Source organism: Paenibacillus sp. GCM10027630 (assembly GCF_042676305.1).
Classification (GTDB): domain Bacteria; phylum Bacillota; class Bacilli; order Paenibacillales; family NBRC-103111; genus Paenibacillus_S.
In genome coordinates this window covers 135,361-162,286 of sequence record NZ_JBHTGY010000097.1, presented here as the reverse complement: position 1 = coordinate 162,286, position 26,926 = coordinate 135,361, and the positions used below count along the sequence as shown (strand labels likewise).

At 45.6% G+C, this 26,926-nt stretch carries 24 protein-coding genes; 17 read left to right on the top strand and 7 right to left on the bottom strand.

Annotated elements, in window-relative coordinates; all coding sequences use genetic code 11:
- Nucleotides 1–144: 144 nt before the first annotated feature.
- Complete coding sequence (locus ACFQ0C_RS37375; RefSeq protein ID WP_258213536.1) at nucleotides 145–315, top strand: hypothetical protein; 171 nt, start codon at nucleotides 145–147, stop codon at nucleotides 313–315.
- 253 nt (nucleotides 316–568) lie between these two features.
- Here ACFQ0C_RS37375 and ACFQ0C_RS37370 read toward each other — a convergent pair whose 3' ends face one another.
- From ACFQ0C_RS37370 to ACFQ0C_RS37360, 3 genes are all read right to left on the bottom strand, one after another.
- On the bottom strand, nucleotides 569–2,503 hold the full coding sequence (locus tag ACFQ0C_RS37370) for a glycosyl hydrolase family 18 protein (RefSeq protein WP_379374793.1): 1,935 nt from the start codon (nucleotides 2,501–2,503) through the stop codon (nucleotides 569–571).
- A gap of 246 nt (nucleotides 2,504–2,749) precedes the next feature.
- Entirely contained in the window at nucleotides 2,750–3,028 is a 279-nt protein-coding gene (locus ACFQ0C_RS37365) for a YxcD family protein (protein WP_258213534.1), read from the bottom strand.
- 29 nt (nucleotides 3,029–3,057) lie between these two features.
- Nucleotides 3,058–3,495, bottom strand: coding sequence for a hypothetical protein (locus ACFQ0C_RS37360; protein WP_258213533.1), 438 nt, complete (start codon nucleotides 3,493–3,495; stop codon nucleotides 3,058–3,060).
- 169 nt (nucleotides 3,496–3,664) lie between these two features.
- Here ACFQ0C_RS37360 and ACFQ0C_RS37355 point away from each other — a divergent pair, with 169 nt between their 5' ends.
- The 4 genes from ACFQ0C_RS37355 to ACFQ0C_RS37340 all read left to right on the top strand — a co-directional run bounded on the left by ACFQ0C_RS37355 (nucleotide 3,665) and on the right by ACFQ0C_RS37340 (nucleotide 7,073).
- Nucleotides 3,665–4,201, top strand: a complete 537-nt coding sequence (locus ACFQ0C_RS37355) for a DUF309 domain-containing protein (RefSeq protein ID WP_379374791.1) — start codon at nucleotides 3,665–3,667, stop codon at nucleotides 4,199–4,201.
- Complete coding sequence (locus ACFQ0C_RS37350) at nucleotides 4,198–4,941, top strand: response regulator transcription factor (protein WP_258213531.1); 744 nt, start codon at nucleotides 4,198–4,200, stop codon at nucleotides 4,939–4,941. The genes ACFQ0C_RS37355 and ACFQ0C_RS37350 overlap by 4 nt, the downstream gene beginning before the upstream one ends.
- The gene (locus ACFQ0C_RS37345; RefSeq protein WP_379374788.1) at nucleotides 4,934–6,379 is read left to right on the top strand and encodes a sensor histidine kinase; all 1,446 of its coding nucleotides are present in this window, start codon (nucleotides 4,934–4,936) and stop codon (nucleotides 6,377–6,379) included. The genes ACFQ0C_RS37350 and ACFQ0C_RS37345 overlap by 8 nt, the downstream gene beginning before the upstream one ends.
- 94 nt (nucleotides 6,380–6,473) lie before the next feature.
- Nucleotides 6,474–7,073 carry a hypothetical protein gene (locus ACFQ0C_RS37340; protein ID WP_379374786.1) on the top strand — a complete coding sequence of 200 codons (600 nt, stop codon included), beginning with the start codon at nucleotides 6,474–6,476 and terminating at the stop codon, nucleotides 7,071–7,073.
- A 244-nt stretch (nucleotides 7,074–7,317) separates the two neighbouring features.
- Here the strand turns inward: ACFQ0C_RS37340 and ACFQ0C_RS37335 are convergent, their stop codons facing one another.
- A complete protein-coding gene (locus ACFQ0C_RS37335) occupies nucleotides 7,318–7,878 on the bottom strand; it encodes a beta-class carbonic anhydrase (protein WP_258213528.1) in 561 nt (186 codons plus the stop codon).
- A 42-nt stretch (nucleotides 7,879–7,920) separates the two neighbouring features.
- Nucleotides 7,921–8,256, bottom strand: coding sequence for an iron-sulfur cluster biosynthesis family protein (locus ACFQ0C_RS37330; protein ID WP_258213527.1), 336 nt, complete (start codon nucleotides 8,254–8,256; stop codon nucleotides 7,921–7,923).
- Nucleotides 8,257–8,369: 113 nt separating this feature from the next.
- Here ACFQ0C_RS37330 and ACFQ0C_RS37325 point away from each other — a divergent pair, with 113 nt between their 5' ends.
- Nucleotides 8,370–9,890: a carboxypeptidase M32 gene (locus tag ACFQ0C_RS37325; protein WP_379374783.1), complete on the top strand. Its 1,521-nt coding sequence runs from the start codon at nucleotides 8,370–8,372 to the stop codon at nucleotides 9,888–9,890.
- Between the two features lie 147 nt (nucleotides 9,891–10,037).
- Here ACFQ0C_RS37325 and ACFQ0C_RS37320 read toward each other — a convergent pair whose 3' ends face one another.
- The gene (locus ACFQ0C_RS37320; RefSeq protein WP_379374781.1) at nucleotides 10,038–11,039 is read right to left on the bottom strand and encodes an ABC transporter substrate-binding protein; all 1,002 of its coding nucleotides are present in this window, start codon (nucleotides 11,037–11,039) and stop codon (nucleotides 10,038–10,040) included.
- 203 nt (nucleotides 11,040–11,242) lie between these two features.
- Between ACFQ0C_RS37320 and ACFQ0C_RS37315 the strand changes: the two genes are divergently transcribed.
- Genes ACFQ0C_RS37315 through ACFQ0C_RS37305 form a run of 3 tightly spaced genes read left to right on the top strand, consistent with a single transcriptional unit; the run spans nucleotide 11,243 to nucleotide 14,161 of the window.
- Entirely contained in the window at nucleotides 11,243–12,256 is a 1,014-nt protein-coding gene (locus ACFQ0C_RS37315) for a FecCD family ABC transporter permease (protein WP_379374779.1), read from the top strand.
- Entirely contained in the window at nucleotides 12,253–13,293 is a 1,041-nt protein-coding gene (locus ACFQ0C_RS37310; RefSeq protein WP_258213523.1) for a FecCD family ABC transporter permease, read from the top strand. Before ACFQ0C_RS37315 ends, ACFQ0C_RS37310 begins: the two co-directional genes overlap by 4 nt.
- 25 nt (nucleotides 13,294–13,318) lie before the next feature.
- The gene (locus tag ACFQ0C_RS37305) at nucleotides 13,319–14,161 is read left to right on the top strand and encodes an ABC transporter ATP-binding protein (RefSeq protein WP_379374776.1); all 843 of its coding nucleotides are present in this window, start codon (nucleotides 13,319–13,321) and stop codon (nucleotides 14,159–14,161) included.
- Nucleotides 14,162–14,798: 637 nt separating this feature from the next.
- Here ACFQ0C_RS37305 and ACFQ0C_RS37300 read toward each other — a convergent pair.
- Nucleotides 14,799–15,863, bottom strand: a complete 1,065-nt coding sequence (locus tag ACFQ0C_RS37300) for an FUSC family protein (protein WP_258213521.1) — start codon at nucleotides 15,861–15,863, stop codon at nucleotides 14,799–14,801.
- Nucleotides 15,864–16,055: 192 nt separating this feature from the next.
- Between ACFQ0C_RS37300 and ACFQ0C_RS37295 the strand changes: the two genes are divergently transcribed.
- The 8 genes from ACFQ0C_RS37295 (at nucleotide 16,056) to ACFQ0C_RS37260 (ending at nucleotide 26,924) form a co-directional block, all read left to right on the top strand.
- Nucleotides 16,056–17,072 carry an ABC transporter substrate-binding protein gene (locus ACFQ0C_RS37295; RefSeq protein ID WP_258213520.1) on the top strand — a complete coding sequence of 339 codons (1,017 nt, stop codon included), beginning with the start codon at nucleotides 16,056–16,058 and terminating at the stop codon, nucleotides 17,070–17,072.
- Between the two features lie 74 nt (nucleotides 17,073–17,146).
- The gene (locus ACFQ0C_RS37290) at nucleotides 17,147–17,935 is read left to right on the top strand and encodes an ABC transporter ATP-binding protein (protein ID WP_379374894.1); all 789 of its coding nucleotides are present in this window, start codon (nucleotides 17,147–17,149) and stop codon (nucleotides 17,933–17,935) included.
- The gene (locus ACFQ0C_RS37285; RefSeq protein WP_379374773.1) at nucleotides 17,932–18,795 is read left to right on the top strand and encodes an ABC transporter permease; all 864 of its coding nucleotides are present in this window, start codon (nucleotides 17,932–17,934) and stop codon (nucleotides 18,793–18,795) included. Before ACFQ0C_RS37290 ends, ACFQ0C_RS37285 begins: the two co-directional genes overlap by 4 nt.
- Before the next feature lie 135 nt (nucleotides 18,796–18,930).
- Nucleotides 18,931–19,902: an aromatic acid exporter family protein gene (locus tag ACFQ0C_RS37280; RefSeq protein ID WP_379374771.1), complete on the top strand. Its 972-nt coding sequence runs from the start codon at nucleotides 18,931–18,933 to the stop codon at nucleotides 19,900–19,902.
- A gap of 90 nt (nucleotides 19,903–19,992) precedes the next feature.
- Nucleotides 19,993–20,559 carry an outer spore coat protein CotE gene (locus tag ACFQ0C_RS37275; RefSeq protein ID WP_379374769.1) on the top strand — a complete coding sequence of 189 codons (567 nt, stop codon included), beginning with the start codon at nucleotides 19,993–19,995 and terminating at the stop codon, nucleotides 20,557–20,559.
- 274 nt (nucleotides 20,560–20,833) lie between these two features.
- A complete protein-coding gene (locus ACFQ0C_RS37270) occupies nucleotides 20,834–22,264 on the top strand; it encodes a putative amidoligase domain-containing protein (RefSeq protein WP_379374767.1) in 1,431 nt (476 codons plus the stop codon).
- 242 nt (nucleotides 22,265–22,506) lie between these two features.
- Complete coding sequence (gene mutS / locus ACFQ0C_RS37265; RefSeq protein WP_379374765.1) at nucleotides 22,507–25,212, top strand: DNA mismatch repair protein MutS; 2,706 nt, start codon at nucleotides 22,507–22,509, stop codon at nucleotides 25,210–25,212.
- A gap of 260 nt (nucleotides 25,213–25,472) precedes the next feature.
- Nucleotides 25,473–26,924, top strand: coding sequence for a S41 family peptidase (locus tag ACFQ0C_RS37260; protein WP_379374763.1), 1,452 nt, complete (start codon nucleotides 25,473–25,475; stop codon nucleotides 26,922–26,924).
- Nucleotides 26,925–26,926: the final 2 nt, after the last annotated feature.

Here is a 26,926-nt window from a genome sequence, read left to right as displayed (position 1 = left end):
GTGAGGAATTTGAGAGACAAGTCATGTATAATATAGATATTTAGAACTACTTGCCATAGGTTTATATAGAAAGTTCAAATACGATGCCATGATATATCTTTTATTGCGCATATGACAGAAATTCGCAAAATGGAGGGAAATTTAATGAATCAAATCTTTTTTAAGGAATTACGGAAGATTAGTTATGAGGATGATATGAGATACAAACTTCTCCTGCGTGGAGTAAAACAAATTCTTGAGAAAAAGAGGGAAGAAGGACTTCTTAAGAGAATGTTTCGCAAGAAAAAGCATATTGAGGCAAAAGCTTGGAAATAAGTAACGGATAAAGGTTTTATGAGCGAGTTGGCTTAAGGCTTCCTCGTACCGGAAAATAGCCTATCATGCCCACCTCATTCGCTGGTCCGGTGCAGAAATACCCTTCTGGCCATGCCTTGTGTTTATGAAAATTTTGCATATCATTCGCCAACCATAGATTTGGAAGAACTGGAAGAGCTATAAGCTTGAAACAACACAAAAGCCCGACAAACCCCATCAGAGAGGGAGAGTCGGGCTTTTATCTTTTTATATACTACTTTTGTTGAAGCATCATTTTCCACAAATCGGCAGCATCATAACCAAGCCTCCATGCAGCTACTCCTGCAATATCATACTTCTTGGCGATTTCAAGCCGCGCTTTTACGGTTTCCTCATTTTCTAACCAGAACACTCGTTTATTTTCATTATCTTTGTACTCAACCTTGTATTGACCGAACTTGTTGTCGAACGTTACTGTTGCCTTCTTGCTCGCGATCAATGCAGGCAAATCCTTCATGAGGAGCGCGCGGTTATCGAGAAGATTTCCACTGCTGTCGACCTGCCATTCGCGAACATAGAATGGAATTCCCATAATCAACTTATCTCTTGGAATCCCATAAGCCAGAAACTCCTTAATCCCTTCCTCAACCCAATCCAAGCCTGCAACAGGTCCTGGCTCCGTGCTGCCTTTCCAGTACTGATCATAGGTCATCGTGATAATGTAATCCACAGTTTCCCCAAGCTTCTCATGATCAAACGCCGTTTGAGCATTCCATTTCACGCTCCCACGCGGAAGGTCTATTGAAATGAGCAAGCCTTTGTCATGTGCAGCTGTGGTCAAGTTCTTAATGAAGCTGGTGAAGGCAGCGCGGTCCTTGCCAGAAAGGCTTTCAAAGTCAATATTAAGCCCCTCAACACCCAAGGCAGCGCCTTTATTGACTAAGGTCTGAATAAATTTATTTTGTGCTGCGGTACTCGATAGAAATTGACTGGTAAGTGCGGAATCGAACTGATTGTTTACAAGCGGCATAACCTTATGACCCTGGGCTTGCAGCCATGCAACTGTATCTTTGTTCGATGTATCCGTTACTGTTCCAGAGCTATCCGCAAGACTGAAGTAAGTAGGGGATACGACATCAAGTCCTGTTGTATTGTTCACTTGACTTCGAATGGTGTCATTGCTGGAGCTTCCGTTCCAACCCCAGAACTGTAAATTTCGGTAATTATCCCAGATAATCGAGCTGTTATCCAACAAGCGGATGGAAGCGTTACTGTAGCCCATTGCAAAACTTAATGCGTTGGAGATACTGGAATAGTCAGCAATCCATTGATCGCTTTGGTACACTTGATAATAAGGATAATTAGTCCAAATGATGCGTTTGCTTGCTGAGAGGGCAGGGTCTATATTTATGATTTGCGTATGGTCAAACTGTTTGGCATAAGCGATTGCGTCATCCAGATTCAAAAAAGAATTCAAATTTGCATCGTACTGGTACACTTGATAGTTTTTCACATTGGAAAAAACGATCTGATTATTCATTTGGCTGTTAACAATGGTAGAGTTGCTCCATTTTAAAGATTCATTAACTGCATCCTCAAGATAGGCAAATGACCAAGCATCACTAGTAGATGTGCCTTGATAGACATGATAGATTCGATCCTGCGATGAACGCAGCTCGGCTTTGCGGGTGTCAGGGATATTGTCCCATACCCACTGGTGGCTGCTTAGCTCAATAATATGAGTATTGCCCCACTTTTTTGCTTCTGCCATGGCTTCATTCAGAGTGCTAAACTCCCAGGAATCGAGTGTAGCATCACCTTGATATAGCCGGTACTTCGGGTAATTGTTCCAGACCCAGCCGTCGGACTGAAGGTCACGGACACTGGCGTGTCCCCATTTGGAAGCCTCACGGATAGCTTGATCCAGTGTGGCGAACTCCCATGCGGAGCTGCTTAACCCGCTCTGGTACACCTTATACCGAGGGTAATTATTCCATAGCCACTTGCGTGTAGAAATTTCTTCGACATGAGTGCTAGTGTATTGCTTGGCGTAGTTTTCAGCCGATTTGTAATCTGGTGTTTCCATCAGAATATGGTTGTCCTGATAAACCCGGTATTTAGATGTTTTGTCCGCGGCCATCGCTGTACCGGTTGAAGAAAGGAACAGTGCCAGAACGGACGCGATTAATAAGGTATTGCGCTTCAACATGCATCAGCCTCTTTCTACTATATCTACTAAATTAAACGCAATAAGGTACTAGTAAGTTGCGTAGGAAAATAGTAGAAAGAAGATTCACTCTGTTTTGTTACAATATCTTGAATAAAATAAAAATCCCCTGTCCGGTTGACCGGGACAGGGGATTGTCTGTGTAAATTAAAGTAAAGATTTCGTTAATCGGTTAATCCCAACTTTGGACAAATCGTTCGTCGTTGATGATGAGAAGTTAGTAATCGATTAAACATTAATATCTGCGACGATTTCCTCTTCCAATTGCAGATGGATTTGGTCACGGAACACACGAACGTTTTGCTGTGTTAACAAGTAACGCTCGATAGCCTCCAGTATATTCGCCGCAATAATAATTTGGCTGCGACCTTCGGCGAGGACTTCTGCGGAGAAGCCATAGTCCTCATCCCACATCATCTCAACCTCTATCTGATTCGGTTGAAGCCGTTTGCGTTCGGCCATATGCAAGCATATGGCATTAATGATTTCTTGCTCTGATAGTCTCATGTTTAAATGACCTCGTTAATCGACCGGGATTAGTAGCGCTTAGGCTCTTCATTAAATTTACGTTTGTTACGGAAATGCTGTACAATTTTGATTACAACGGCGACCAAAGCTACTACAGCCAATACATTGACCAGTAAGCCTAAGATGTCACCAAGAGCTCCCAAGTTGCCGAATAAGCCGCCGAACAACATACCAGCCAAGCCGCCGATCAACAAGCCTTTCATCAAACCACCGCTAAAAAAGCCAGGCTTCGCAGGTGCAGCAGGATTAGTTGCAGCATTCGGTGTCTTTGTAGCGCTAGTGCTTGGATCCGCTTTGTTAGCACCGCTGTTTTGACTCGGAGTCGTGTTAGAATTAAAGCTTTTCTTACCACCACTGTAAGACTTTGCAGCGTCTACAACGCCTACGGCACTAAACGAAAAGGCAATCGTTAACGCCAGCATAACCATGGATAACTTTTTCCACATACCATTAACCCTCCATCTTAATTTTGAGTAAAATTATACCTCATTCATTTAGTACGAAATATAGGTTCAAAGGTTTCAGTTTTTATCCCTTCTTGATACAATAAGAATATCCATTGTGTGACAAGACTAATCATTTATTAATTTATGTAGATACAAAAGGCGGGAAATCATGTTCATGTATCCTCAAGCTTATATCGATTATTTAATTTACTTTCATTCACAGAGAGATTTTTTTGAATGTCATGAAGTGCTTGAAGAATATTGGAAGGAGCATCCTGAGGACCCGTTAGCTGCGGCTTATGTCGGTTGCATTCAAGTTGCGGTGTCACTTTATCATCAGCGCAGGGGGAATTTGGCGGGTGCGGTGAAAATGCTGCAAAGTTCATTAAATAATCTCACCGATCCTGATCTAACTAAGCTTGGTATAGAGCCCGAAGAATTTCGAAGACTGCTTACGGATCGATTGCTGCAACTGACTTCTCCTGACTTTCAATATGAGGATTTTAATATTCCATTGGCAGACACTGAGCTGGAGAAAATCTGTATCATGAAAAGTATGGAGAAAAATTTGGTGTGGCAGTGTTCCAGTGATTTTGCGAATACGTATTTGATTAACAAGCATACCTTAAGAGACCGTAGTGAGGTCATAGCGGGGCGGGAACTGAGCCGGCAAATTAAACAAGCAGCAAAGAGGGTAAAAGAATGAGCAGTGTGGCTGAGCTTAAGCTGGGAAAAATCATTGTAGTTGATGACGAACCTAATATTGTGGAAGTGATCAGACTCTATCTTGAGCATGCCTCGTATGAACCGGTTATTACGTATCGCGGAGGAGAGGTTATACAACTGCTGAGATTGCATCAACCAGCTTTAGTATTGCTTGATGTGATGCTGCCGGACTATTCCGGATTTGAGCTTTGTGCTCACATTCGGAGCGAGCCGGGAGCGATTGCTCAAACGCCGATTATCTTTCTCACCGCCAAAGGCGAGTCGATAGATAAGCTGCGGGCTTTTAATCTAGGTGTGGACGATTATATCGTTAAGCCATTTGATCCGAATGAACTGATCGCGAGGATTAAGGCCGTGCTGCGACGTACTCAATCTCAAAGCGTAGCTGTCAGTCCGCAGTCCGAATCCGTTAAGAAGACACTCCGATTTGGCGCGCTGATGGTTGATCCTGCCCAGTACAGGGTTACGTTAGCTGGGGAGCGTATGGATTTAACTCCCAAAGAAATCGAGCTGCTGCATTTTCTAGCTTCCAATCCTGGCAGAGTGTATTCTCGTGAAGATTTGCTTGGGTACGTGTGGAATTTCGACTTTAGCGGCGGTACTCGGACTGTAGACGCACATGTCAAAAATTTACGTAAAAAACTAGGCGCAAGCCCGGATTGGTCGATCCAAACTTTGTGGGGGATAGGGTATTCGTTCGAGGTGCCGCGCCATGCTTAATCATTGGCTAAAAAGCTTTTATATCAAAATATTTTTATCGTTTTTAGTTACTTGTATATTGTTTTTTGTAGGCTTGGCCCTGTTTTGGAATTCCTATTTTACGGACTTGTTTTATAAGGATAAAAAAGAACTGCTCTCCTCCAGATTCGGTGAGGTTTCCAAGCTGCTGCCGTCGGTTCAGGAAGGAACCATCTCAACTCGTGAGCTGCGGTTTGGGATTAGGATTATTTCCAGAAGCATAAATGGAAGCGTGTGGTTGGTCGATGCCCATGGCGTGGTGTTAAACGGTTCCTCTGAGAGGGAGGGATCCGTTATTCCCAAAGTGATGGACACTTTGTTTATCGAAGGGTTAAAAGGGAATTCTGGCTTCATTGCGAGTCAGTACAGGATTGATGAGCGCGCGCGAGATGGCTTGTTAACTTATTATGGGCCAGCGCAGATGAATGGCAAGCCGATTGTCATTTTCTTGAATGTGCCGGCTGTTGAAGTGAGTGAGGCTCTTGCCGCTGTGCGCTGGAACATTGTTGTACCCTTATTATTTTCGCTGCTGACGGTTGGAATTATTCTTTATATGTTATCCCGCAAGCTGGCCGGACCGCTACAGATGATGAACCGTGCAGCATTGGAGCTGGCAGGAGGTGATTTCTCAGCGAGGGTGCCGGTAACTTCAGACGATGAGGTAGGAGAGTTGGCCAAAAGCTTCAACTTTATGGTCGATCAGCTCGTTCAATGGGAGGACGCTAGACAAGAATTTCTGACTAACGTATCTCACGAGCTGCGATCGCCTCTCACTTCATTGCGCGGTTTAATTATTGCGATGAACGATAAGGTCATTCCGGAGGAAAAATACGGTCACTATTTAAAAATTTGCGATTATGAAGTGCAGCGTCTGCAAAGGCTTGTTAACGATCTGCTGGACTTAGCCCGAATTCAGAATGGGATGGATGTTTTCCGACTGCGGCCGCTTGTACTCAATGAGAAAATCGAAAAAACGCTGGACCTGCTTAGAACAGCAATGAATGATAAACAGATTATGCTGCATGAGCTGCTGCCGGATGCTAACCATGTGGAAGTGATCGCAGAATTGGATCCTGACAGGTTTGCACAAATTTTGCAAAATTTACTTTATAACGCTATCCAGTTCACCCCTTCTGGTGGGAGCATTTTCGTAGAACTGTACTCGGAGGATGGGGATGCTGTCATAGTCATTCGAGATACTGGCATTGGAATGGCAGAGGAGGAGCTGAACCGTATTTGGGACCGCTTTTATAAAGTAGAGCATTCCCGTGCCTCCGGATCTGAAGGAACAGGCTTAGGTCTAACAATTGTTAAGCATTTGGTTAACGGAATGAAAGGGACCATAGCTGTTTCAAGTGAAATTGGTGTCGGAACAGAGTTTACTTTGACCTTTCCATTGAGCGAAAATAGATGCTATTAATTTACATATTTTTCACAAATCACTCACAGTTTAATCAAAGTTAACCCTTATTCTGTCTCTAAGAGTTTTCGATAGTGAGAAATGGGGCTGGGTTATGAATGCAAAGCGTCTGTGGATTGCAGTCTGTGTTATAGCAATTACAATGAGCGGCTGTGCAGCTTCTGCGACACCAGTTCCGTCTGTAGCATCACCCGCTAATACTGCTTCTACGAAGGAAAGACTGGACGACATTCAGAACAGCCGTGAGAGAGAAATGGTACTGTTGTTTCAAAGTTTATTACAAATGAGCAAGCGGGACTATCTGAGTATTAACACTAAGCAGGCGGAAAAGCTGCTTCCCTTAGTTAAAAGTAACAGTAACGACGGAGAGCTCGGATTATGGGATCACGATAAAATTATGGCTATATTGACGGATGAGCAAAAGCACTATGTAAATGATTTTCTGGAAGAAACCAATATCCGTAAGGATCATTATAGAGAGCTTAAGGAGCAGCCGGGGATAAGTGAAGAAGAACGGTATAATATGATTAGTGAGTTTATTTCAAAACGAGCCCAAGAAAGAGATGGGCAGACACCTCCTCCTAGGCACAATCCTGATGAAGATACACCAGCTGGAGTTGGGCGCGGATCTGGAGGGAAAAATATTGAACAGCAGCTGATCGATATGCTGGAGGCGAAGCTGCGCAAGGAATAGAGAAGATAATAAAGAAGGACTGCGGGATGGTTAGCCAATCCCCGCAGTCCTTTGTTTTATAATATTAGAAAGTATAAGTTTGAACCGGAGGTTCACCTTTCTAATATTGCAAGAAAAGCTACCGTTAAGACACGAATGTATCTTCATCGAAAGGGCTTCGAATAGAAGCTTTTCTTATAATATTAGAAAGTACAAGTTTGAACCGGAGGTTCACCTTTCTAATATAAGGTTTTGTTATCTACTATCAATCACCACAATCGATGACATCGAGACGACCCGTCTCCGGGTGTATAATCAAGCCATGAACAAGCAGGTTTTTGGGCAGCAGGGGATGTTTTCGGATCAGGTTCACGCTATTTACAACCCCATCGTGTACGTAATCGAAGCCGGTAAGGAATTTGTCCAGATTGATGCCCGCATTTCGTAAGGTGGCGATCATGTCGTCGGTGACACCACGGTTTTGCGCTTTTTCAAGCACATCCTGAGGATTAAGGCCGGTCATTCCGCATTCATAATGTCCTACAACGAATACCTCTTCCGCGCCAAGCTCATAGACGGCCACTATTATACTTCTCATGACGCTTCCGAATGGATGGGTTACTATAGCTCCAGCATTTTTGATAACTTTAGCATCTCCGTTACGTAAGTTCATAGCTCGCGGCAGCAGCTCGGTTAATCTTGTATCCATACAAGTCAGGATGACCATTTTCTTATCAGGAAATTTGGTAGTGCGGAACTGCTCATATTCTTTAGTCTCAACAAATTGTTGGTTGTAATCGATAATGTTAGACAATAAGGTTGACATATATTCCCTCCAAAATATTTTATGAAAAATGGGCTCCCACCCTTAAAGCTGCTGTTCTCTTTTGTCTATAAGAAGCATATTGGCATTATAAATTTGTCCACTGCTCTTTAAAACGAAACTCCCGCGTCCAGCTTCATAATCCAAAGTCATTCGATCCTCGAAATAAACCTCATGCTTTTTCTCATACACCAGTTCAAATGGAGTACCTTCGGCTCGCAACTCTTTATCCTCGGCGTGATTCACGATCCATAAGGTAGGTACACCGTTGGCAGCGCAGCCGCAGCCTTCCGAATCATACACAAGCTTCAGCTCCCCGGCACCGGTGGTCATTTTCTTGTTAATTTGTTCAATGGCTTGATTAGTGAATGTGATGTGCATAGGTGTCCACTCCTTTTCTATCTATATATTTTACCATAAATACATATAGATTTGCTTCTCTTTTCCGTACACAGTATGATCAAAGAAATACGATAAAAGGAGAGTGACGGTTCATGACAACCAACGGGTTTACACAGAAGCTATCTGAGTTTAAAGAGTATTTGAAAATAATGAAAAGCTATGAAGAAGCGGTGGGGTTAATTTACTGGGATATGCGAACCGGTGCACCTAAGAAAGGAATCTCTGCGCGCTCAGAAGTTGTTGGTGTTTTATCTGGAGAATTGTTCAAGATGTCGGTTTCTGAGAAAATGGGAGAGATGCTGGCGTATTTGACTGATAAGGATCATTTCTCCAAGCTGGATCCAATTGAGCAAAGAATTGTAACTGAATCCAAGAAGGATTACGACCGAAGCAAACGAATTCCACCACAAAAATATCAAGAGTATGTTGTTCTGACTGCACAAGCAGAGTCCGTATGGGAAGACGCTAAACATGAATCCGATTATGCCAAATTCCAACCTTATCTGGAGAAGATTGTTGCGACAAACCTCGAATTTATAGAGCTGTGGGGCTATGAAGGACATAAATACAATACATTGCTTGACATGTATGAGCCGGGAATGACAGTAGCTAAGCTCGACCAAGTATTCGGAGCGTTACGTGAGAAGGTAGTTCCACTGCTAAGTGCTATTCAAGCGTCACCGCATCAACCAAAGACAGATTTCTTGAAACAGACCTTTGATAAAGAGAAGCAGAAGAAATTCAGCCTATACATATTGAAACAAATGGGATATGACTTCGATGCCGGGCGGTTGGATGAGACGGTTCATCCTTTTGCAACGGGGCTCAATCCTGGTGATGTGCGCATTACTACCCGCTACCTGCTTGATGATGTGAACAGTGCGTTGTTCGGTACGATTCATGAGGGCGGTCATGCGTTATATGAGCAAAATATTTCGATGGATTTGATCGGCACACCGCTTTGCACAGGAACATCCATGGGAATACACGAATCGCAATCGCGGTTCTGGGAAAATATGATCGGGCGCAGCCGTCCTTTCTGGAAAAGGTATTATGGCGATTTGCAAAATAACTATGCGGGGCAATTTGACAATGTGCTTGTCGAAGATTTTTATCGTGCCACCAATGAAGTAAAACCATCGTTAATTAGGATAGAAGCAGATGAGCTGACTTATAACTTGCATATTATGGTGCGTTACGAAATTGAGAAAGAGCTGTTCAGTGAATCTATAAGAGTAGCAGATCTGCCTGAGATTTGGAATGAGAAATACAAAGACTACTTGGGGGTAGCACCAGCAAATAATGGGGAAGGGGTGCTTCAGGATGTACATTGGTCCGGTGGCGCTTTTGGTTATTTCCCGTCTTATGCACTCGGCAATATGTACGCGGCCCAGATGATGCGCACCATTCGCAAGGAATTACCTAATTTCGACGGGTTGATCGAAGACGGCAATCTGCTGCCGATCAAGGATTGGCTGGCTGAGAAGGTTTATCGACACGGTAAAGCACTAACTCCAACCGAGATCATCACGTCCGTGACCGGCGAAGAATTGAATCCAGATTATTTGGTTCAATATTTTAACGAGAAGTACGGGGATATTTATAAGCTGTAAGCATGGGTATACTCGGAAAAATATTGCAGCCAGTTCAGAACAAGTATCGTAATTGAGAAAAGAGCCTCAAGATCAGAAGCGGTAAGTCGCATCTGCTTGGGGCTCTTTGGTTGTATGGAGAGTTTGAGAGTAGAAGAAATCTGTTATTTAAGGCTTCACGTCATAAAGTTTGTAAAGACCGTCAAGCATCAGGTTTGCTGCTTTTACTCCGCCTGCAGTGTTCCAGATCACATCATCCACTCTATGAACATTGCCGCTTTTCACAACGTTCAAGTTTTTCCACAATGGATCATTCAACCATTCCTGCTCCTGTTTAGTTCCTTTGCCATCGCCAGTATCATAAGTGAAATAAAGCATCATGTCAGCTTCTGCTTCAGGCAAGCGTTCTTTGCCGATTTCGTCTACAAATGTTTCTTTGCTTTTCGGTGCAGGACGGGCAATTCCGATTTGTTTGAAGATAATTCCTGTGAATGTATCTTGTAAGTAGATTCTAGTTTTTCCAGCCATAAAACGGACTACCGATACGGTTTTGCTCAGTTTTTCTGGACCTGCTTTTGTTTTGAAATCCTCAATGCGTTTATCAAATGCTGCAATAATTTTATCGCCTTCGACTTTTTTGTTCACAGCCTCCGCGTACAGGGAGAAGTTGCCTTTCCATTCTCCACGCAATGTTTCAGAGAAGACGGTAGGGGCGATAGCATTCAATTGATCATAAATTTTCTCTTGACGCAATTTATTGCCAATGATTAAATCAGGCTTCAATCCAGCTATCAATTCAATATTGGGCTGAGATTCCTCACCCAGCGGAGTAACGCCTTCCAACTCGGCTTTCGTATGGTCATACCATGGGTTGCCGGTAAATGCTTTGACCGCACCAACGGGTTTGATACCTAGAGCAAGAAGGGCCTCAGTACCTTCATTTGTTAAAATGACAACGCGTTTGGGAGTACCCTTCAACTCGGTTTGTCCCATAGCATGCTTAACTGTACGTGCTGGTTCGGCTGAACCGGCTGCACCATTTTCGGGTTTTGCTGTATTTTTGTCACCTGCAGCTGTTTGTCCGCATGCTGCTGTGAGCAGCATAAGAACTAGCATAACGGCGATCGATACGCTTGTAGTCAGACGCTTGCGAAGAAAGTTACCTAACATAGTTGAATATCCCCCTGTATGTATAATACAAAATTGATAATGATTCTCATTACCATAAAGATTTTAATAAATATTTGAATCGTTGTCAATATCGAATTGAAAATGATTTTCAAAATCATTGACAAGTGATAATGGTTCTCATAGAATAAGAAGAATAATATTAAGGTTTACATACTAGAAATTTTAAACAATCAGAGGTTGTTATGAACGCATTCTTACGCACAAAACGAACTAAAATCATTGGACTTCTTATTTTCTTCATTATTTGTTTACTGTCCATGATAAGCAGCATTATGTTTGGTCTTTCAACGTATTCACTCTCAACTGTAATCGAAGCCTACAATCACTTCAATGGTTCGAACGAGCATCTTATTATTAAATCTACTCGAGTCCCTCGCGCATTAATTGCTGCTGCTGTTGGTGCGAGCTTGGCTGTCGCTGGAGCTCTCATGCAGGCGGTAACTCGAAATCCGCTGGCTTCGCCCAGCTTGTTCGGAGTAAACGCGGGAGCAGCCTTTCTGATCGTACTATCAGTAAGCTATATGGAGGCAGCTACCCAGAACATTCCATTTGTATGGATCGCCTTCGTGGGGGCAGGAGCCAGTGCGATTATTGTTTACGTATTGGGCTCACTTGGAAGAGATGGAATGACACCGGTCAAAATCACATTGGCTGGAGCAGCGGTAACAGCTTTTTTCTCTTCGCTCACACAGGGCATACTGTTGACCAACGGCAAAGCGTTTGATCAAGTATTGGTATGGCTGGTTGGATCTGTTGCCAACAGGGATTTGCAAATGCTGATTACGGTTGCTCCGTATATTGCTGTTGCCCTGATCGGTGCGCTTATTTTATCGCCTCATATTAATGTGTTGGCGATGGGGGATGATGTGGCCAAAGGCTTGGGCCAGCGGACCGCATTTATCAAGCTGGGAGCAGCGGCGGTAGTCATTGTACTCGCTGGCGGATCGGTTGCAGCAGCGGGACCTATCGTTTTCGTGGGCATCATTATTCCGCATATTGCACGATTTCTAGTCGGTCCTGATCATCGCTGGATGATCCCTTATTGTGCTGTGCTGGGAGCTCTGTTATTGCTGACTGCCGATATCGGAGCGAGATTCATTGTCATGCCGAAGGAAGTTCCTGTAGGTGTCGTTACGGCATTGATTGGCGTCCCTTTCTTTGTGTATATAGCGCGCAAAGGAGTGGAACGCAAATGAGTAAATATACTACTTTTCGAACAGGGAAGACAGCTTCCTTTTTAATTAGTAAGAAAACATTTTGGAGTATTATTGTTCTAACTGTAATAACCGCAGTTCTTTTTATTATCAGCACTGGGGTTGGCTCGGTTAGAATTCAGCCGTTGGATGTCATAAAAGTGTTTTTTGGGAGTGGCGAACAGACACATTCTATCATTGTCCAAACTCTGCGTCTGCCACGGATGATTGTTGCTGTTTTGGCTGGAAGCGCGTTAGCCGTATCTGGAGCGATTTTGCAGGGGATGATACGTAATCCGCTGGCTTCCCCTGATATTATTGGGATAACCGGTGGTGCCACTCTTGGAGCTGTTAGCTTTTTCTTTTTTCTTGGCGATCGGGTTAGCATTCAGTGGTTACCCGTCTGCGCAATAATTGGAGCTTTTGTTTCTACTTTTCTCATTTACGTACTCGCATGGAAGCATGGGGTTTCGCCTTTACGTATGGTAATGATCGGAATCGGGATGGCCGCAGCTTACAGCTCCATTTCTTATATGCTGATGATTTCCGGGCCTATTATTTTAGCTAATAAAGCGTTGACGTTTATGACAGGGAGCATCTATGGGGTCTCTTGGGTGAAGGATGTATGGACGCTAATGCCTTGGGTTCTTATTCTAATGCCTATAGCTCTGCTGCTGGCAAGAGAAGTTAATGTGCAGGAGCTGGGGCAGGAGATTGCCGTAGGAGTTGGAAGTGCGGTTCAGAGAAACCGGTTTTTATTATTGATGATTAGTGTAGCATTAGCAGGTGCTGCTGTTGCTATCGGCGGTGCGATAAGCTTTATCGGCTTGATGGCTCCGCATATTGCACGTAAGCTGGTAGGTCCTGCATTCGGTGGCGTGCTGCCTGTCTCAGCGCTTATTGGAGCGCTCATTCTATTGCTTGCTGACTTAGCCGCACGCAGCTTATTCAGCCCGCTTGATATTCCTGCTGGAGTGTTCACAGCTGCAATCGGTGCGCCATTCTTCATTTACTTATTATATCGGAACCGCCAAACATAAATAAACATTGGGAGATGACTAACGGATGCATACATTGGAAGCAAAAAGCCTATGTTTGTCTTACGGTGCAACATCGATTTTTAAAGATCTGAATGTTCTCATACCAAAAGGGAAGATTACCGTATTGATCGGCAGCAACGGCTGCGGCAAATCAACATTGCTTCGCTCCTTAGCTCGTCTTATGAATCCACAGAAGGGATCCATTGTTCTGGACGGGCAAGAACTGGCTAAGCTGCCGACAAAGGAAATTGCGAAGCGGCTGTCTATATTACCTCAAGGACCGACTGCTCCGGAGGGGCTGACCGTTCTTCAACTGGTAAAGCAGGGGCGTTACCCTTACCAAAGCTGGCTGCAGCAGTGGTCAGAAGAAGATGAGCGCATGGTTCGGTTATCTCTAAAAGCAACAGGAATGGAAGAGTTCACAGAGCGTACGGTAGATGCATTATCCGGTGGACAGCGGCAGCGCGCCTGGATTGCGATGACCTTGGCTCAAGGCACGGAAACGATACTGTTGGATGAACCTACGACCTATTTGGATGTTACTCATCAAATCGAGGTACTGGATTTATTGTATGAGCTAAACGAGAAAGAACAACGTTCGATCGTCATGGTGCTTCATGATATTAATCTGGCTTGCCGTTATGCCCATCATATGGTTGCTGTTAAGGAAGGGCGTATTTGGGCGGAAGGAGCACCGGAGGAAATCGTGAACGCGGACATGATTCGTGCCGTATTCGATATGGAAAGCCAAGTGCTGCCGGATCCTTTCTATGGGACGCCTATGTGCATTCCTTTTGGCAAAGGCCGGACTGTTAATAATGAAACACAACATGAGGCTGTCAAGCAGCCCGTTTTGCAGGAAGTATGATTGTACATGTAAACAGAAAAAAACGGCACCCATTCACAACAGTGTGTATGGGTGCCGATTTTTGTATTTTATAATATCAGACTTTGTTAGTTTTCAGTGGAGCTGAACAAGTCTGATATTGCTTAGAAAAGCTACAGCTTAGAGCGGCGATGAGCCCTGGAGGAGTTTGTACGGAACGGAGAGTTCCGTTATTCCATCTGCCGCCGCCAATCTGGGGCGATAGCGGAAGCGGGAATTCCGTTATGTTGGCCGAATTGGAGCATTTATGCACAAAAACAGAGCAATAACGGAACTGGCTGTTCCCTTATCACTCTGATTTTTGGACTTTTCGGGTGATAGCGGAACAATTACTTCCGTATACACTCCACTTCCGTGAGTGCAGTGCTGGCGTGTTGTTTAGGGTTATGTTCAGGGTGTGGGCGGAGGAGCGCAAACGTCCGCCCTGGTCGTCTCCTCCGGTGACTGCTCGGGTATGCGGCCTACCTTTGAAGCTTGTGTTCCTCCCGCTGTAAGCATTCCATTCCAAGGAACACGACTTCAACAACGGCCGCGATCCCACTCTCATGCCTCCAAAACGCACAATCGTTGAACGTACACCAAGGACGCCGTAAGGCATTTTTCTTATTGTTAGTTGTGGTTACTTTTTAAACCAGGATAGGAGCTTTTCTACAGTTTCCTTTTCTTCAGGGCTTTTATGATTGAACTGCTCAACCTGCTTGTCGAGTCTGCCAATCTGGAAGCAGTAATCGTACATCGCCGCGGCCACGATAGATAAGCGAAGCAAGCCTTCGCGTTCCTCTGAATAGCCATTAATCATCGTTTTCATAAATTCATCGTTAACCTGCTCCATCCTTTCGTTCTCGGAGCTGTCCGGCTTCAGCTTGTCTCCAAATTTCAGCAGCACATGCTCATGATACTTGATGAACTTTTCCAGATGGAGGTCGAAATAGGCATCCATTTCTTCTGTTCTTGCCGCTTGGAAGTAATGCTGCTCTACTGCGTCAAGCACCTCTGCGCCTTTATGTAAAGTCGTTAGCATCTGCTTATATACAACCAAATGTCGGATCTGACTGTATTTAGACTTTTTGAGCTTTTTGAGCTCCTCTTCGAATAATGAATATTTTTGCGCCAAAGATTTGATCTCATTTTCCAAGCTATGCTTCTCCACACGGAACACTGATTCCTTGATTTCATCAGAGACAACAGTTCTTAGCAGCAGTGACAGCTTATTGAATACGGTTTGGATTTGTTTCACAAATTGCTCTTTAGGTTTAGGTGGAAAAAATAAAATGTTAATGATAAAGGCCGAACCAATACCAATTAAGCTTAACAGAAACCGGGTCAATGCAAAATCCCACTGCCCTGAGGCTTCCATGACAGCTATTACAGTAACCAATGTCAGTCCTATAGTTTCCTCCATCTTTAGCTTCAGGCAAATCATAATAACGAGGATGCAAACAATACCAATTGCAAAAGGGTCTTTCGATAAAAACATACCGGCAATTAAAGCCATAGCTGCCCCGAGAGTGTTGGTCTGGATCTGATCCAGGAAATAGCGCCAGGAGCGGTAAATCGAAGGCTGCATCGCAAAAATAGCGGCAACTGCGGCTATGACAGGCATTGAAAAATGCAGAAGAATACTGATGTACAAGGATAAGGTAACTGCGATACCTGTTTTTAATACTCTTGCTCCGAATGACATCGTCGTCACCTCTCTAGTTGGATATAATTACATATCTTATCATACCGAATACTGCCATAGAAAACATCTTGACCCAAGTTTAAAAGTTTGCTTTCAAAGCTGAGAATTTAAGGTTGAAAGCCTTATTAACCTTTTTCTGGGCTGCTGCATAGACTATTGCAACAATACAACCCAAGATGGAGGGACTGGCCGATGTTCTCAAAAAGATGGGGCACAGCGCTTGCAATGGTTTTAGTCATGATAATGATGGTTACTGCATGTGGACCGAAGAAAGCAGAAGAGGCAGTTAAGGTGCGTATAGGTGAAGTGACAAGGTCGTTGTTCTATGCTCCACAATATGCCGCTATTAATAAAGGATTTTTTAAGGAGCAAGGGATTGATATTGAGTTGACGACTACACCTGGCGGAGATAAGACTATGACGGCGCTCTTGTCAGGCGGAATTGATGTAGCGTTGGTTGGTTCGGAAACGTCAATCTATGTACAGCAGCAAGGCAGTGGAGATCCCGTAATCAATTTTGCTCAACTCACACAAACAGATGGTACGTTCCTTGTTGCACGGAAACCTCTGAGCGGCGGAAAGTTTGATTGGAGTACATTGAAAGGTAGCACATTTTTGGGTCAACGTAAAGGCGGAATGCCACAAATGGCCGGTGAGTTTACATTGAAGAAGTATGGAATCAATCCGCAAAAGGATTTGAACCTGATTCAAAATATTGAATTTGCCAATATCGCGACAGCGTATGCTTCCGGAACAGGGGAGTATGTACAGCTGTTTGAGCCTCAAGCCACGATCTTTGAAAAGCAAGGAAAAGGCTATGTAGTCGCCTCGTTCGGCGTAGAAAGCGGCAAGCTTCCTTATACAGCATTTATGGCGAAAAAAAGCTACATCGATAAGAATAATGCAACTTTCCAAAAATTCACCAATGCTTTGCAAAAAGGTCAAAACTGGGTGCAAGCTTCGAGTGCGGATGACATAACAGCAGCCATTGTATCCTTCTTCCCCGATACGGATAAAGAAATTTTGAAAGGCTCCATACAGCGTTATAAAGAGCAGGGTTCCTTCTCAACGGACGGAATTATTGATGAGCAAGAATGGAATAACCTGCAAAACGTGATGGAAGCAGCCGGAGAACTGAAGAGCCGGGTGGACTTCAAAACGATCGTCAACAATCAGTTTGCAGAAAAGGCTAAACAAACGGTCAAGTAAACAGCCGATACAGTACAGCGGCATTAAATATAAGCTATGGAACTTAAAGCGCGGGGGAGGGATTCAACATGCCAATACAAACAGCCGTAGAGCTGGAAGAGGTCTCCCATGTTTATGTGAACAGCCAAGGCGCCTATCTTGCACTAGAGGGTATAGGATTAAAGGTAAACCAGGGGGAGTTTGTCAGCCTGATCGGACCGAGCGGCTGCGGTAAAACAACGCTGCTCTCATTAATAAGCGGACTTTTAATACCGACTACAGGAACGGTGCGCGTTTCCGGGGAGCTGATCCAAGAGCCGACACCGCGGGTAGGCTATATGCTGCAGCAGGATTATTTGTTCCCATGGCGTACGATATATGAGAACGCTTCTATCGGACTAGAACTGATGGGCAGACGTGATTCCGCCTCCAAAGAAATGGTGCTGGAGCTGCTGCATGACATGGGGCTTTCCCAATTTGCCGACCGCTATCCGCATCAGCTCTCAGGAGGGATGCGCCAGCGGGTAGCGCTGGTGCGCACTTTGGCAACGGAACCGGACTTATTGCTGCTGGATGAACCCTTCTCCGCGTTAGATTATCAAACGAAGCTTCAACTTGAGGATTTGGTGGCCGTCACACTCCTTGCACGAAATAAAACAGCCATCCTGGTCACTCATGATATAACTGAGGCTATTGCGATGAGTGACCGGATAATAGTGCTTCAGCCCAACCCTGGGAGGGTCCTTGCTGCCGTTGATGTACCCCCTAACATACGTGAAGCGCTGCCGTTAAAAGCAAGGGAAGAAGCAGGCTTTCATAATTTATTTCACCGATTATGGGGATATTTTGAAGATATGGACGTCGAGAGAGGGGAGCTAGTATGAATCGAACTCAGGGTACGGGACTGAACTCAAACGAACTTTCCTTAAGCGACCCCTCGACTCCGGTTTCCTTGGCACAGAGCGAATACGGCCTGTTTCTATCGACAGAGCGGAAGCTTACCTGGCAGGTCCGAATTACACAGCTAGCGATATTGGTCGTTTTCTTATTTACCTGGGAGCTTGCAAGCCGGATGCTGTGGATTGATGCGCTCCTGTTCAGCTCACCTAGCCGCATTGCGATACTGCTGTACACCAAATGGATGGACGGCTCGCTGCTGCTGCATGTAGGTGTAACATTATGGGAAACACTGGTAGGCTTCGTGCTTGGAACGCTGCTCGGTACGGCTGTGGCTGCGCTTATTTGGTGGTTTGGGTTTCTATCCCGTGTGCTGGATCCGTACATTGTCGTGTTGAACAGCTTGCCCAAGGTTGCATTAGGCCCGCTTTTTATAGTGGCCTTCGGGCCGGGAGCACTATCCATCATCGCCACAACGCTATCGATAACCGTAATCATAACGATCCTTGTCGTTTATAACAGCTTCAAGGAGGTTGACCCGAATTATTCGAAGGTCATCCGTATATTTGGCGGCACTAAGCGGCAGGTGTTTCAGAAAGCTATATTGCCTGCGACGTATCCGACAATAGTTTCAACTCTCAAAGTTAATGTAGGGCTTTCCTGGGTGGGCGTCATTGTAGGGGAATTTCTTGTTTCCAAGCAGGGGCTTGGCTATTTGATCATCTATGGCTTTCAAGTGTTCAATTTCACACTCGTTATCGGCAGTGTAATTGTAATTGCCGTGGCAGCTACAATGATGTATCAAGCGGTTGCTTTTCTCGAAAAAAAGCTGACCGGCAAACGATAAGCCTGGTGGTTAGCATCTAAGCTGGTGTGCCCTGTTGTGGGCGGAGGATTCCGGCTCTTTTTTTTATGAATAAAATGGACAAGCATTGAGGCAGGATTTAAGATAGGAATAAAATGCTCAAGTTGGAGATCACTCATGGGAATACGGATTATTAAAACAGCGGTTGCTGTAGTTTTGGCCATATATTTGGCACAAAGTCTTGGACTGCATTCACCCTATTCGACGGGGCTTTTGGCTATATTGGGAGTGGATGTTACAAAACGCAAAGGGGTGCGGACATCGCTTCAGCGGATTGTTGCATCCTTTCTCGGCCTGTTAATAGCAGCGTACTTATTTTGGCTGCTTGGTTTTCATATATGGGTGATCGGAATCTATATTCTAATCTTATTTCCAATACTGGCTCGGTTCCAATTAAAAGAAGGGGTAGTGACCGGTTCTGTAGTTATGTTCCATGTCTTTGCAGGGGGGCAAATTAGCAGTGCTGTGATCCTTAATGAGGTGGCATTGCTGCTAGTTGGACTAGGTACGGCTACCTTAATCAATATTATATATATGCCAAAAGAGGATCAGCAGCTTTTGGATTTGCGGGAGAGGCTTGAGACCTGTTTTTCTCATATTTTCAAAGAAATTTCTAATCATCTGAGAGATAATCGATACGTTTGGAGCGGCAGTGAATTATTGGAGTCCAACGATATTTTGCAGCAAGCTATGAATGCAGTCAAACGCTCCAAGGAAAATGCATTATTTCATGATGACACAGTGTGGGCGGTTTATTTCTACATGAGAAAGCAACAGATGGATTCGGTCGATCGAATGGTACAATACGTAGCCCAGGTATACCAGACATTGCCGCACGGTGAGCTGCTGGCATCGGTTTTTGATGAAATAAGCGAGGATGTTAAGGTGGAGCATTATACAGGGCGCTCGGAAAAAAAGCTGGAGCTGTTGGAGCGGAAATTCCAGGAGATGCCCCTGCCAGCAAGCCGTGAGGAATTTGAAGTACGCTCCGCGTTACTTCAGCTTATGGTGGAGCTGAAATCCTATTTGGCGGTTGCGAAAAGAGAGAAAAAGCAAAGAGAACCGGCAACCTATGCCGATTCTGAATAAAATACCAAAAAGAGCAGAAAATTTTTGTCACCCTAGACGAATGTCCTGCATACAATTGTAATGAATGATTGTATGGAGGAGGTTGAAAGGATGTCATTAGATAAAGATTTGCACTACAGAGAGATCTATACTAAAGCTGTCTGTGGCAAAGGGCGCAAGTTTTCACAAGTAACGAACACGGTCACTCCGCCTCATGCTCCGACGAGTATATTGGGTGCTTGGATTATCAACAACCAGTACGATGCGGTTAAAGCAGGCGATGGCGTGGAGGTAGTAGGTACTTACGACATCAATATTTGGTATTCTTATGATAAAAATACCAAAACGGATGTTGCGAAAGAAACGGTATCTTACGTTGAAGGGGTTGGGCTTTCTTATCTCGATAAGAAGCATAGACCGTCAACGGCTGAAGTTACAGCTGTCGCTACCCAAGAACCGAACTGCGTGGAAGCGAGCATATCTTCCCGCGGCGACAGTGTGATCATTCGTGTAGAGCGCGAGTTCAAGGTTGAAATGATCGCTGAAACAAAAATTTGGGTTGTGGTGAACCCGAACGGCAGCGATGATTTCGACGACAAGCAAGTGGACTTTAGCAGCTCCGATGACGGTGACTTCGAAGATCTTGATCCGGATCTTTTGGATGACGATTTGAACTAATATCTACTTACAGTATATGACACAATGTTCATTTCGGCAGAGGGCGTGAGCCCTCTTTTTTGTTTCAACAGGGGATTATTGTAAAAATGGGCAGGGCTGAGGCCCGGAGGTCAAGCAGATGTAGAGGGCTTTGCTGAAGCAGGACACAAGATGCTAGCTTGTGCGGGTATAGGAAGCCCGGACAGGATGCTTACGAATCAGGCTTCAGCAAAGCCCGCAGCAGGTGCTTAAGAAGTAAGCTTTGCATGTGCAAAAGCCCTTGGGAGGTGAAATAATGAGCGTATGGCTGCTCCACTCAAATGAGCCGACCCTCGATTTATTATTGGATCAGCTGGAATTGCCTCATGGAACAAGGCTGCCAACGCATGGTGAATCCACGCATGTTATCCATTGGGGCTGCTTTCATACGGAGAGGCCTGGGCAGCGTTCGCTTCAGCCCGTCAAGAGTCTGCTGCGTTCGTCTACCCCTCGCAAAATGGCGGAGCTGCTCGAAGTGCACGGGATCCTTTTTGATCTGGAGACAAATAAGCGCCGCTATACATATGAGTACCTTGTTCCTGTTTTTCATTTACATGCATTGGGGCTGTTTCAAAAGTCATATGGTGTATTCTATGGAGCTCCTCACCCTCTTCAAAAACAGGAGGAGAGCGAATTTACAGAATTGCTGAATGAAACACCTCCCTATCATGCCGTTCGAGCTAAGCGTGAAGCAGTGAAGGCGGTTTATGCTCTTGGGCTCGATTATGGCGTTGTACGTATTGGTGTACGCCCGGGAGGAGAACTCGCTGTCCTTGAGCTGCAGGCGATTCCTAAGCTGACTCAGAGGCTTGCTGAGCTGTTTGCCGCCGCCATGCACAGATTTGCCCAGGAGGTTGTCAATGCCCAAACGGATAAACGTGAGATCATGATCGGGGCGGATCCCGAATTTCTGCTTCGTAATGATCAGGGCAAAGTCATCTTTGCATCACGATTTTTGGAGAAAGAAGGCCCAGTGGGCTGTGATGCCATCGTGCTGCCAGGCTTTCGCAAGGTATATCCTTTGGCGGAGCTTAGGCCTGAACCAAGCAGTGACGTGGGCCAATTGATCATTAACCTGCGTCGTACGATGCAGATAGCAACTCGTCAAATCCAAGACGAGTCACTGCAATGGCTCGCTGGTGGGATGCCTGTCAAGGGTTTTCCTCTGGGCGGTCATCTCCATTTCAGCGGCACTTGGCTGAATAGCGAATTGCTTCGCGTGATGGATAATTATTTGGCGCTGCCGCTCATCTTGCTTGAGGATGCAACGACAGGCAACAGAAAGCCCAAATACGGCTTTTTGGGTGATTTTCGCCGCAAGAGGTACGGGGGATTCGAATACCGCGTGCTGCCTAGCTGGCTGATTTCTCCAACGGTTGCCAAAGGGGTATTCGCCATGTCCAAACTAATTGCCGACCACTATTCACTGCTTCAGGCTCGCCCCTTAAATGAGCTCTCAATGCAGAAGGCTTATTACGAGGGGGATAAATCCAGTATCCGTCCCCTTATTCCTGGGCTGTGGGGGGACTTGACACGGCTCCCGACCTATCGTAAATATGAGAAGTATTTGACGCCAATCAAGTCGATGCTATTGCGTCAAGAAGGCTGGAATGAACAAGGAGATATACGACGTGGGTGGAAAATTGGCCCTTTTCGCATAAAAGAAGAATCGTCTATTAATTCATGATATAATAGTCTGTACTAGGCTGGCAGATATAGTAGTTTGGGATTTGGAGCAACTTTGAGCGTTGCGAGCTTGTAAGGCGGCTGCAGCCGTAGTTGAAAATGGGATATTTTAAATTTTGCGGAGGTATCCCATTTTCAAAAAGGCGGTATGCAAACTTTCCGCTCTACATACAAGTACATCTGGGAATGACACGAAAGAAAGAAGCATAAATATAGTCAAGTAGCTGGAGGATGGGTAAAAGGATGGCCAATTACACGCCGATGATCGAGCAATACCTAGCCATCAAGGCGGAGGTGCCCGATGCATTTTTGTTTTTCCGATTGGGCGATTTTTATGAAATGTTTTTTGAGGATGCTATTCAAGCATCACGCGAATTGGAAATTACGCTGACCGGACGGGGAGGGGGAGCCGAGGAGCGTATTCCTATGTGCGGCATTCCCTATCATTCGGCGGATAACTATATTGCCAGATTAATAGAAAAAGGGTTCAAGGTCGCGATCTGCGAGCAGGTTGAGGACCCGTCATCGGTCAAAGGGATCGTTAGGCGGGAAATCATCCGCATAGTCACTCCAGGTACCGTGATGGATGCCCGATCTCTTGGAGAGACCAATAATTACATGGTTTCCGTAACTGAAGCAGAGGATGGAAGCTACGGCTTCGCAGCTTGCGATATCTCGACAGGCGAGCTGTTCGTCACGCGTTTGGAAGGGACGCTTACGCTTGTTGCCGATGAGATGAATGTGTATCATCCTTCGGAGCTGTTGGCGTCGCCTGATCTCTTAAAACGGCTTAGAGAGTTTTCACCCGCTTGGGCAGGAACTACGGTAATGACGCCGCGCGAGCATGAAGGTGGCAGATCCGCTTTTGAGCTTGGCGATTATTTTGCTGAAGCGGAGCTGTCAGGTCTGCCTATTGGGGGCGCATCCTGCGTCAAGTTATTGATGGCTTATCTAATTGAGACGCAGAAGCGGTCTTTAGGCCATATCAAAAATATTCGCGTATATGAGCAGAATCAATACATGATTATGGACCCTTTTACTCGCCGTAATCTCGAGTTGGTTGAAACGGTTCGCGATCGGACGAAGAAGGGGACATTGCTGTGGCTTATGGACAAAACCGTCACAGCAATGGGCGGCAGGCTGCTGCGCCGCTGGATCGAGAAGCCGCTTATGAACGCAGCGGCTATTGAAGAGAGGCTTGAAGCGGTGGACAGGCTGTACCACCAGCTGATTGTCCGCGACGAGCTGAAGCAGTCGCTCAAGGAAGTCTACGATCTGGAGCGGCTCGTGGCGCGGATTGCCTACGGCAACGCCAACGCTCGCGACCTGGTCGCGCTTAAGAGCTCGCTTCAGCAGGTGCCCCAGCTGAAGCAGATATGCGCTGCGTCGGGCTCTGCGACGCTTGCGACGCTGACGGCACGGATGGACCCGTGCCATGATGTGATGGCGTGGATCGAGGACGCCATCACCGAAGAGCCGCCCGTCTCGATTCGTGACGGCGGTATGATCAAGGCGGGCTACCACGCCTATCTGGATCAGCTGCGCGAGGCTAACACGAACGGCAAGCAGTGGATTGCCGAGCTTGAGAAGCAAGAGCGGGAGCGGACCGGCGTCAAGTCGTTGAAGATAGGCTATAACAAAGTGTTTGGCTACTATATAGAAGTTACCAAAGCGAACATAGCTTCACTGGAGGAAGGACGTTACGAGCGCAAGCAGACGCTTGCGAATGCGGAACGTTTTATTACTCCGGAGCTCAAAGAGAAGGAAGGCTTAATTCTCGAGGCTCAGGAGAAAATGGTCGACCTCGAGTATGAGCTGTTCATGCAGCTGCGGGATAAGTTGTCCGCACATATATTGAGGCTGCAGCAGCTCGCGGAGCAGATTGCCTCCGTTGACGTGTATCAGTCGCTGGCTGCTGTCAGTGCGGCCAATCGTTATACACGGCCGCAGGTTGGGGAGTTCTTCGAGCTTCGTATAGAAGAAGGGCGTCATCCTGTTGTTGAGGCCGTAATGCAGGACGGTGTTTTTATTGCAAATGAAACGGCTCTTAACCAGCAAGAAGGCAGTATGCTGCTAATTACCGGACCTAATATGGCCGGGAAGAGCACCTACATGCGGCAGGTGGCTATCATTTGCTTAATGGCGCAAATCGGCTGCTTCGTTCCGGCAAAGTCAGCTCAGGTGCCCATTATTGACCGAATCTTTACACGGATCGGAGCTGCTGATGATCTGATCGGTGGGCAGAGCACCTTTATGGTAGAAATGATGGATATTCAAGTAATGACTGAGAAGGCAACATCCAGGAGCTTGGTTATTATAGATGAGCTGGGCCGCGGAACTTCTACCGGTGAAGGCATGGCGATTGCCCAGGCTGTGATTGAATATTTACATGACAAGATTGGCTGCAAAACACTGGTCTCCACTCACTTTCATGAATTGGCCCATTTGGAAGAAACACTTCAGTCCTTACGCAACTACTGCATGGCTGTCAAAGAAAGCGGCCGGCAGGTGACCTTTCTGAGGAAGCTGATTCCCGGCGCTGCCAGTACCAGCTATGGTATATATTGCGCTCAAATCGCCGGACTTCCGGCCGGAATCATTGATCGTTCCTATGAGCTGCTGAATACTTTCGAAGCACGTGCCGAGCTGTTGATGGGACAAGATCAAGCAGCCCCCAGCCGTACTTCAGCTGCGGACACTTTGGTGCCGCCTCCAATCGCGAATCAGCCTGAAGTTGTGAGTACTGCACAGTCTCAGCAGGTGAAGGAAGGCCCGGCAGTTCAATTGAGTTTATTCCAAGAGACGGAAACCCCGTCAGAGCGAACAAAGAAAAAATCAGATTCTCGTACCGAGCAGCTGCTGGATCAGCTGAAGGGGGCGGATTTAATGAATATGACCCCAATGATGGCTATGAACTTTTTATTTGATTTAAAGAAGCAGCTATCTTAAAGAGGGTAGTTCAAAAAGTCCCCTTTTGATCACGAAGCATTTCAGGAGGCTATTCGACATCGAATCTTGCATTCACCTTCGAAGTCCGGTGCTCATTTAGGTTTTGCCTAAACTCCGCTCCTCCTTCTTCAGGTTCTTGCAACCTCCTCGGTGCTGAAAAGTTGACTTTTTGAACTCTCACTTAAAGAGGCCGCTTTTACCGATATGAATATACAACCTTTATACAAATTAGCCTTATATAATGAGAGGATGACTCTACTATGACAATGAACGGCTATCGTGCTATTTGGAGACGAACTGCATCTGTAGTACTTACACTAACGCTTTTATTTCCTGCGGCTTCCGCATCATTGGCAGCAGACCAGACCAGCACGGATTTAGCGAGAATTAAAGAAGCATTTGATCTGATCCAAAAAAATCATGTCAGCAGTCCTAACACTCAGCAATTGTCTGATACCGCTATTAAATCTATGGTTACATCGTTAAATGATCCTTATACCGTGTATTTTACAGCGGATGAGCTCAAAAAATTCGAGGGCGCCATTCAGAATAATTACGTTGGAGTAGGTGTTCGAGTCAGTCAGGAAACGGATGGCGTCTACATTTTCGAAGTGTTTGATGGTCCTGCCAAAAAAGCGGGAATGCTGGAAAACGATTTGATTACTGAGGTGAACGGAGAATCGGTTGCAGGCTTTAAAATCGATGATGTCACCAAAAAAATTATGGGTCCTGAAGGCACGAAGGTATCTGTAACGGTGAAACGCGGAGAGCAAAGCATAGTATTGGATATGACCCGTCAAACGATCCAGCTGCCTGTGGTTATCAACAAGAAATTTGATTCTGGTGTTGGCTACATCCGTGTTACAAGCTTCTCAAGCGATGCGGATGAGCTTATGACTTCCCAGCTTGCCGATCTCAAGAAGCAGGGCATTAAAAGCTTGATCCTTGACCTGCGCGACAATGGGGGCGGTTTGGTTGATACGGCTCTCAATATGGCGAAGCTGTTTGTTAAGGAAGGCATTTTGATTCATACCAAGGATAAAGATAATGTTGATGATCCGGTAAAGTTTTCAAATGGAACGACCCAGCCTTTTCCTTTATACATTTTGGTAAATGAATACAGTGCGAGCGCTTCTGAAGTGTTAACGGGGGCTTTGCAGGATTACAATGCGGTAGCTAAGGTTATTGGAACGAAAACATTCGGCAAAGGCAGCGTTCAGACCTTGTTCCCGCTCTCCACTGGTGGAGCATTAAAAATTACAATCGAGGAATATTTGACACCTAAGCTGCGCAAGGTCAATAAAGTAGGCTTGAATCCTGATATTGAAATAGATGGCGAGGTTCCACAGCTGCTAACGGCTCTGCATGAAGCGGGGATCAGCAAATTCGCGGTCAGCCACACTAAAAAAGGGGTAACGGTAAACGGAGTTCCTGTCCAAGACAGCTTAGGTATTGTACGTGAAAATGGTGCTGTTTATGTTCCTTCACGTCTCCTTAGCACTATACTAGGCGGTACTATCACATGGAATGGTGATTCAAAGGCGGTTGAGCTTACTGTGGGCGGTACAAAGGGTACTTATCAGATTGCAACAAGCGATCTTAAGCTTGATCATGGCACTAGCTATGTAAATATCGGTAAGGTAGCAGAAAGCTTTCCTCAGCTGGAATGGTCTGATAATGGAGAGCAATTTACAGTAACCACGTCCAAGTAAGG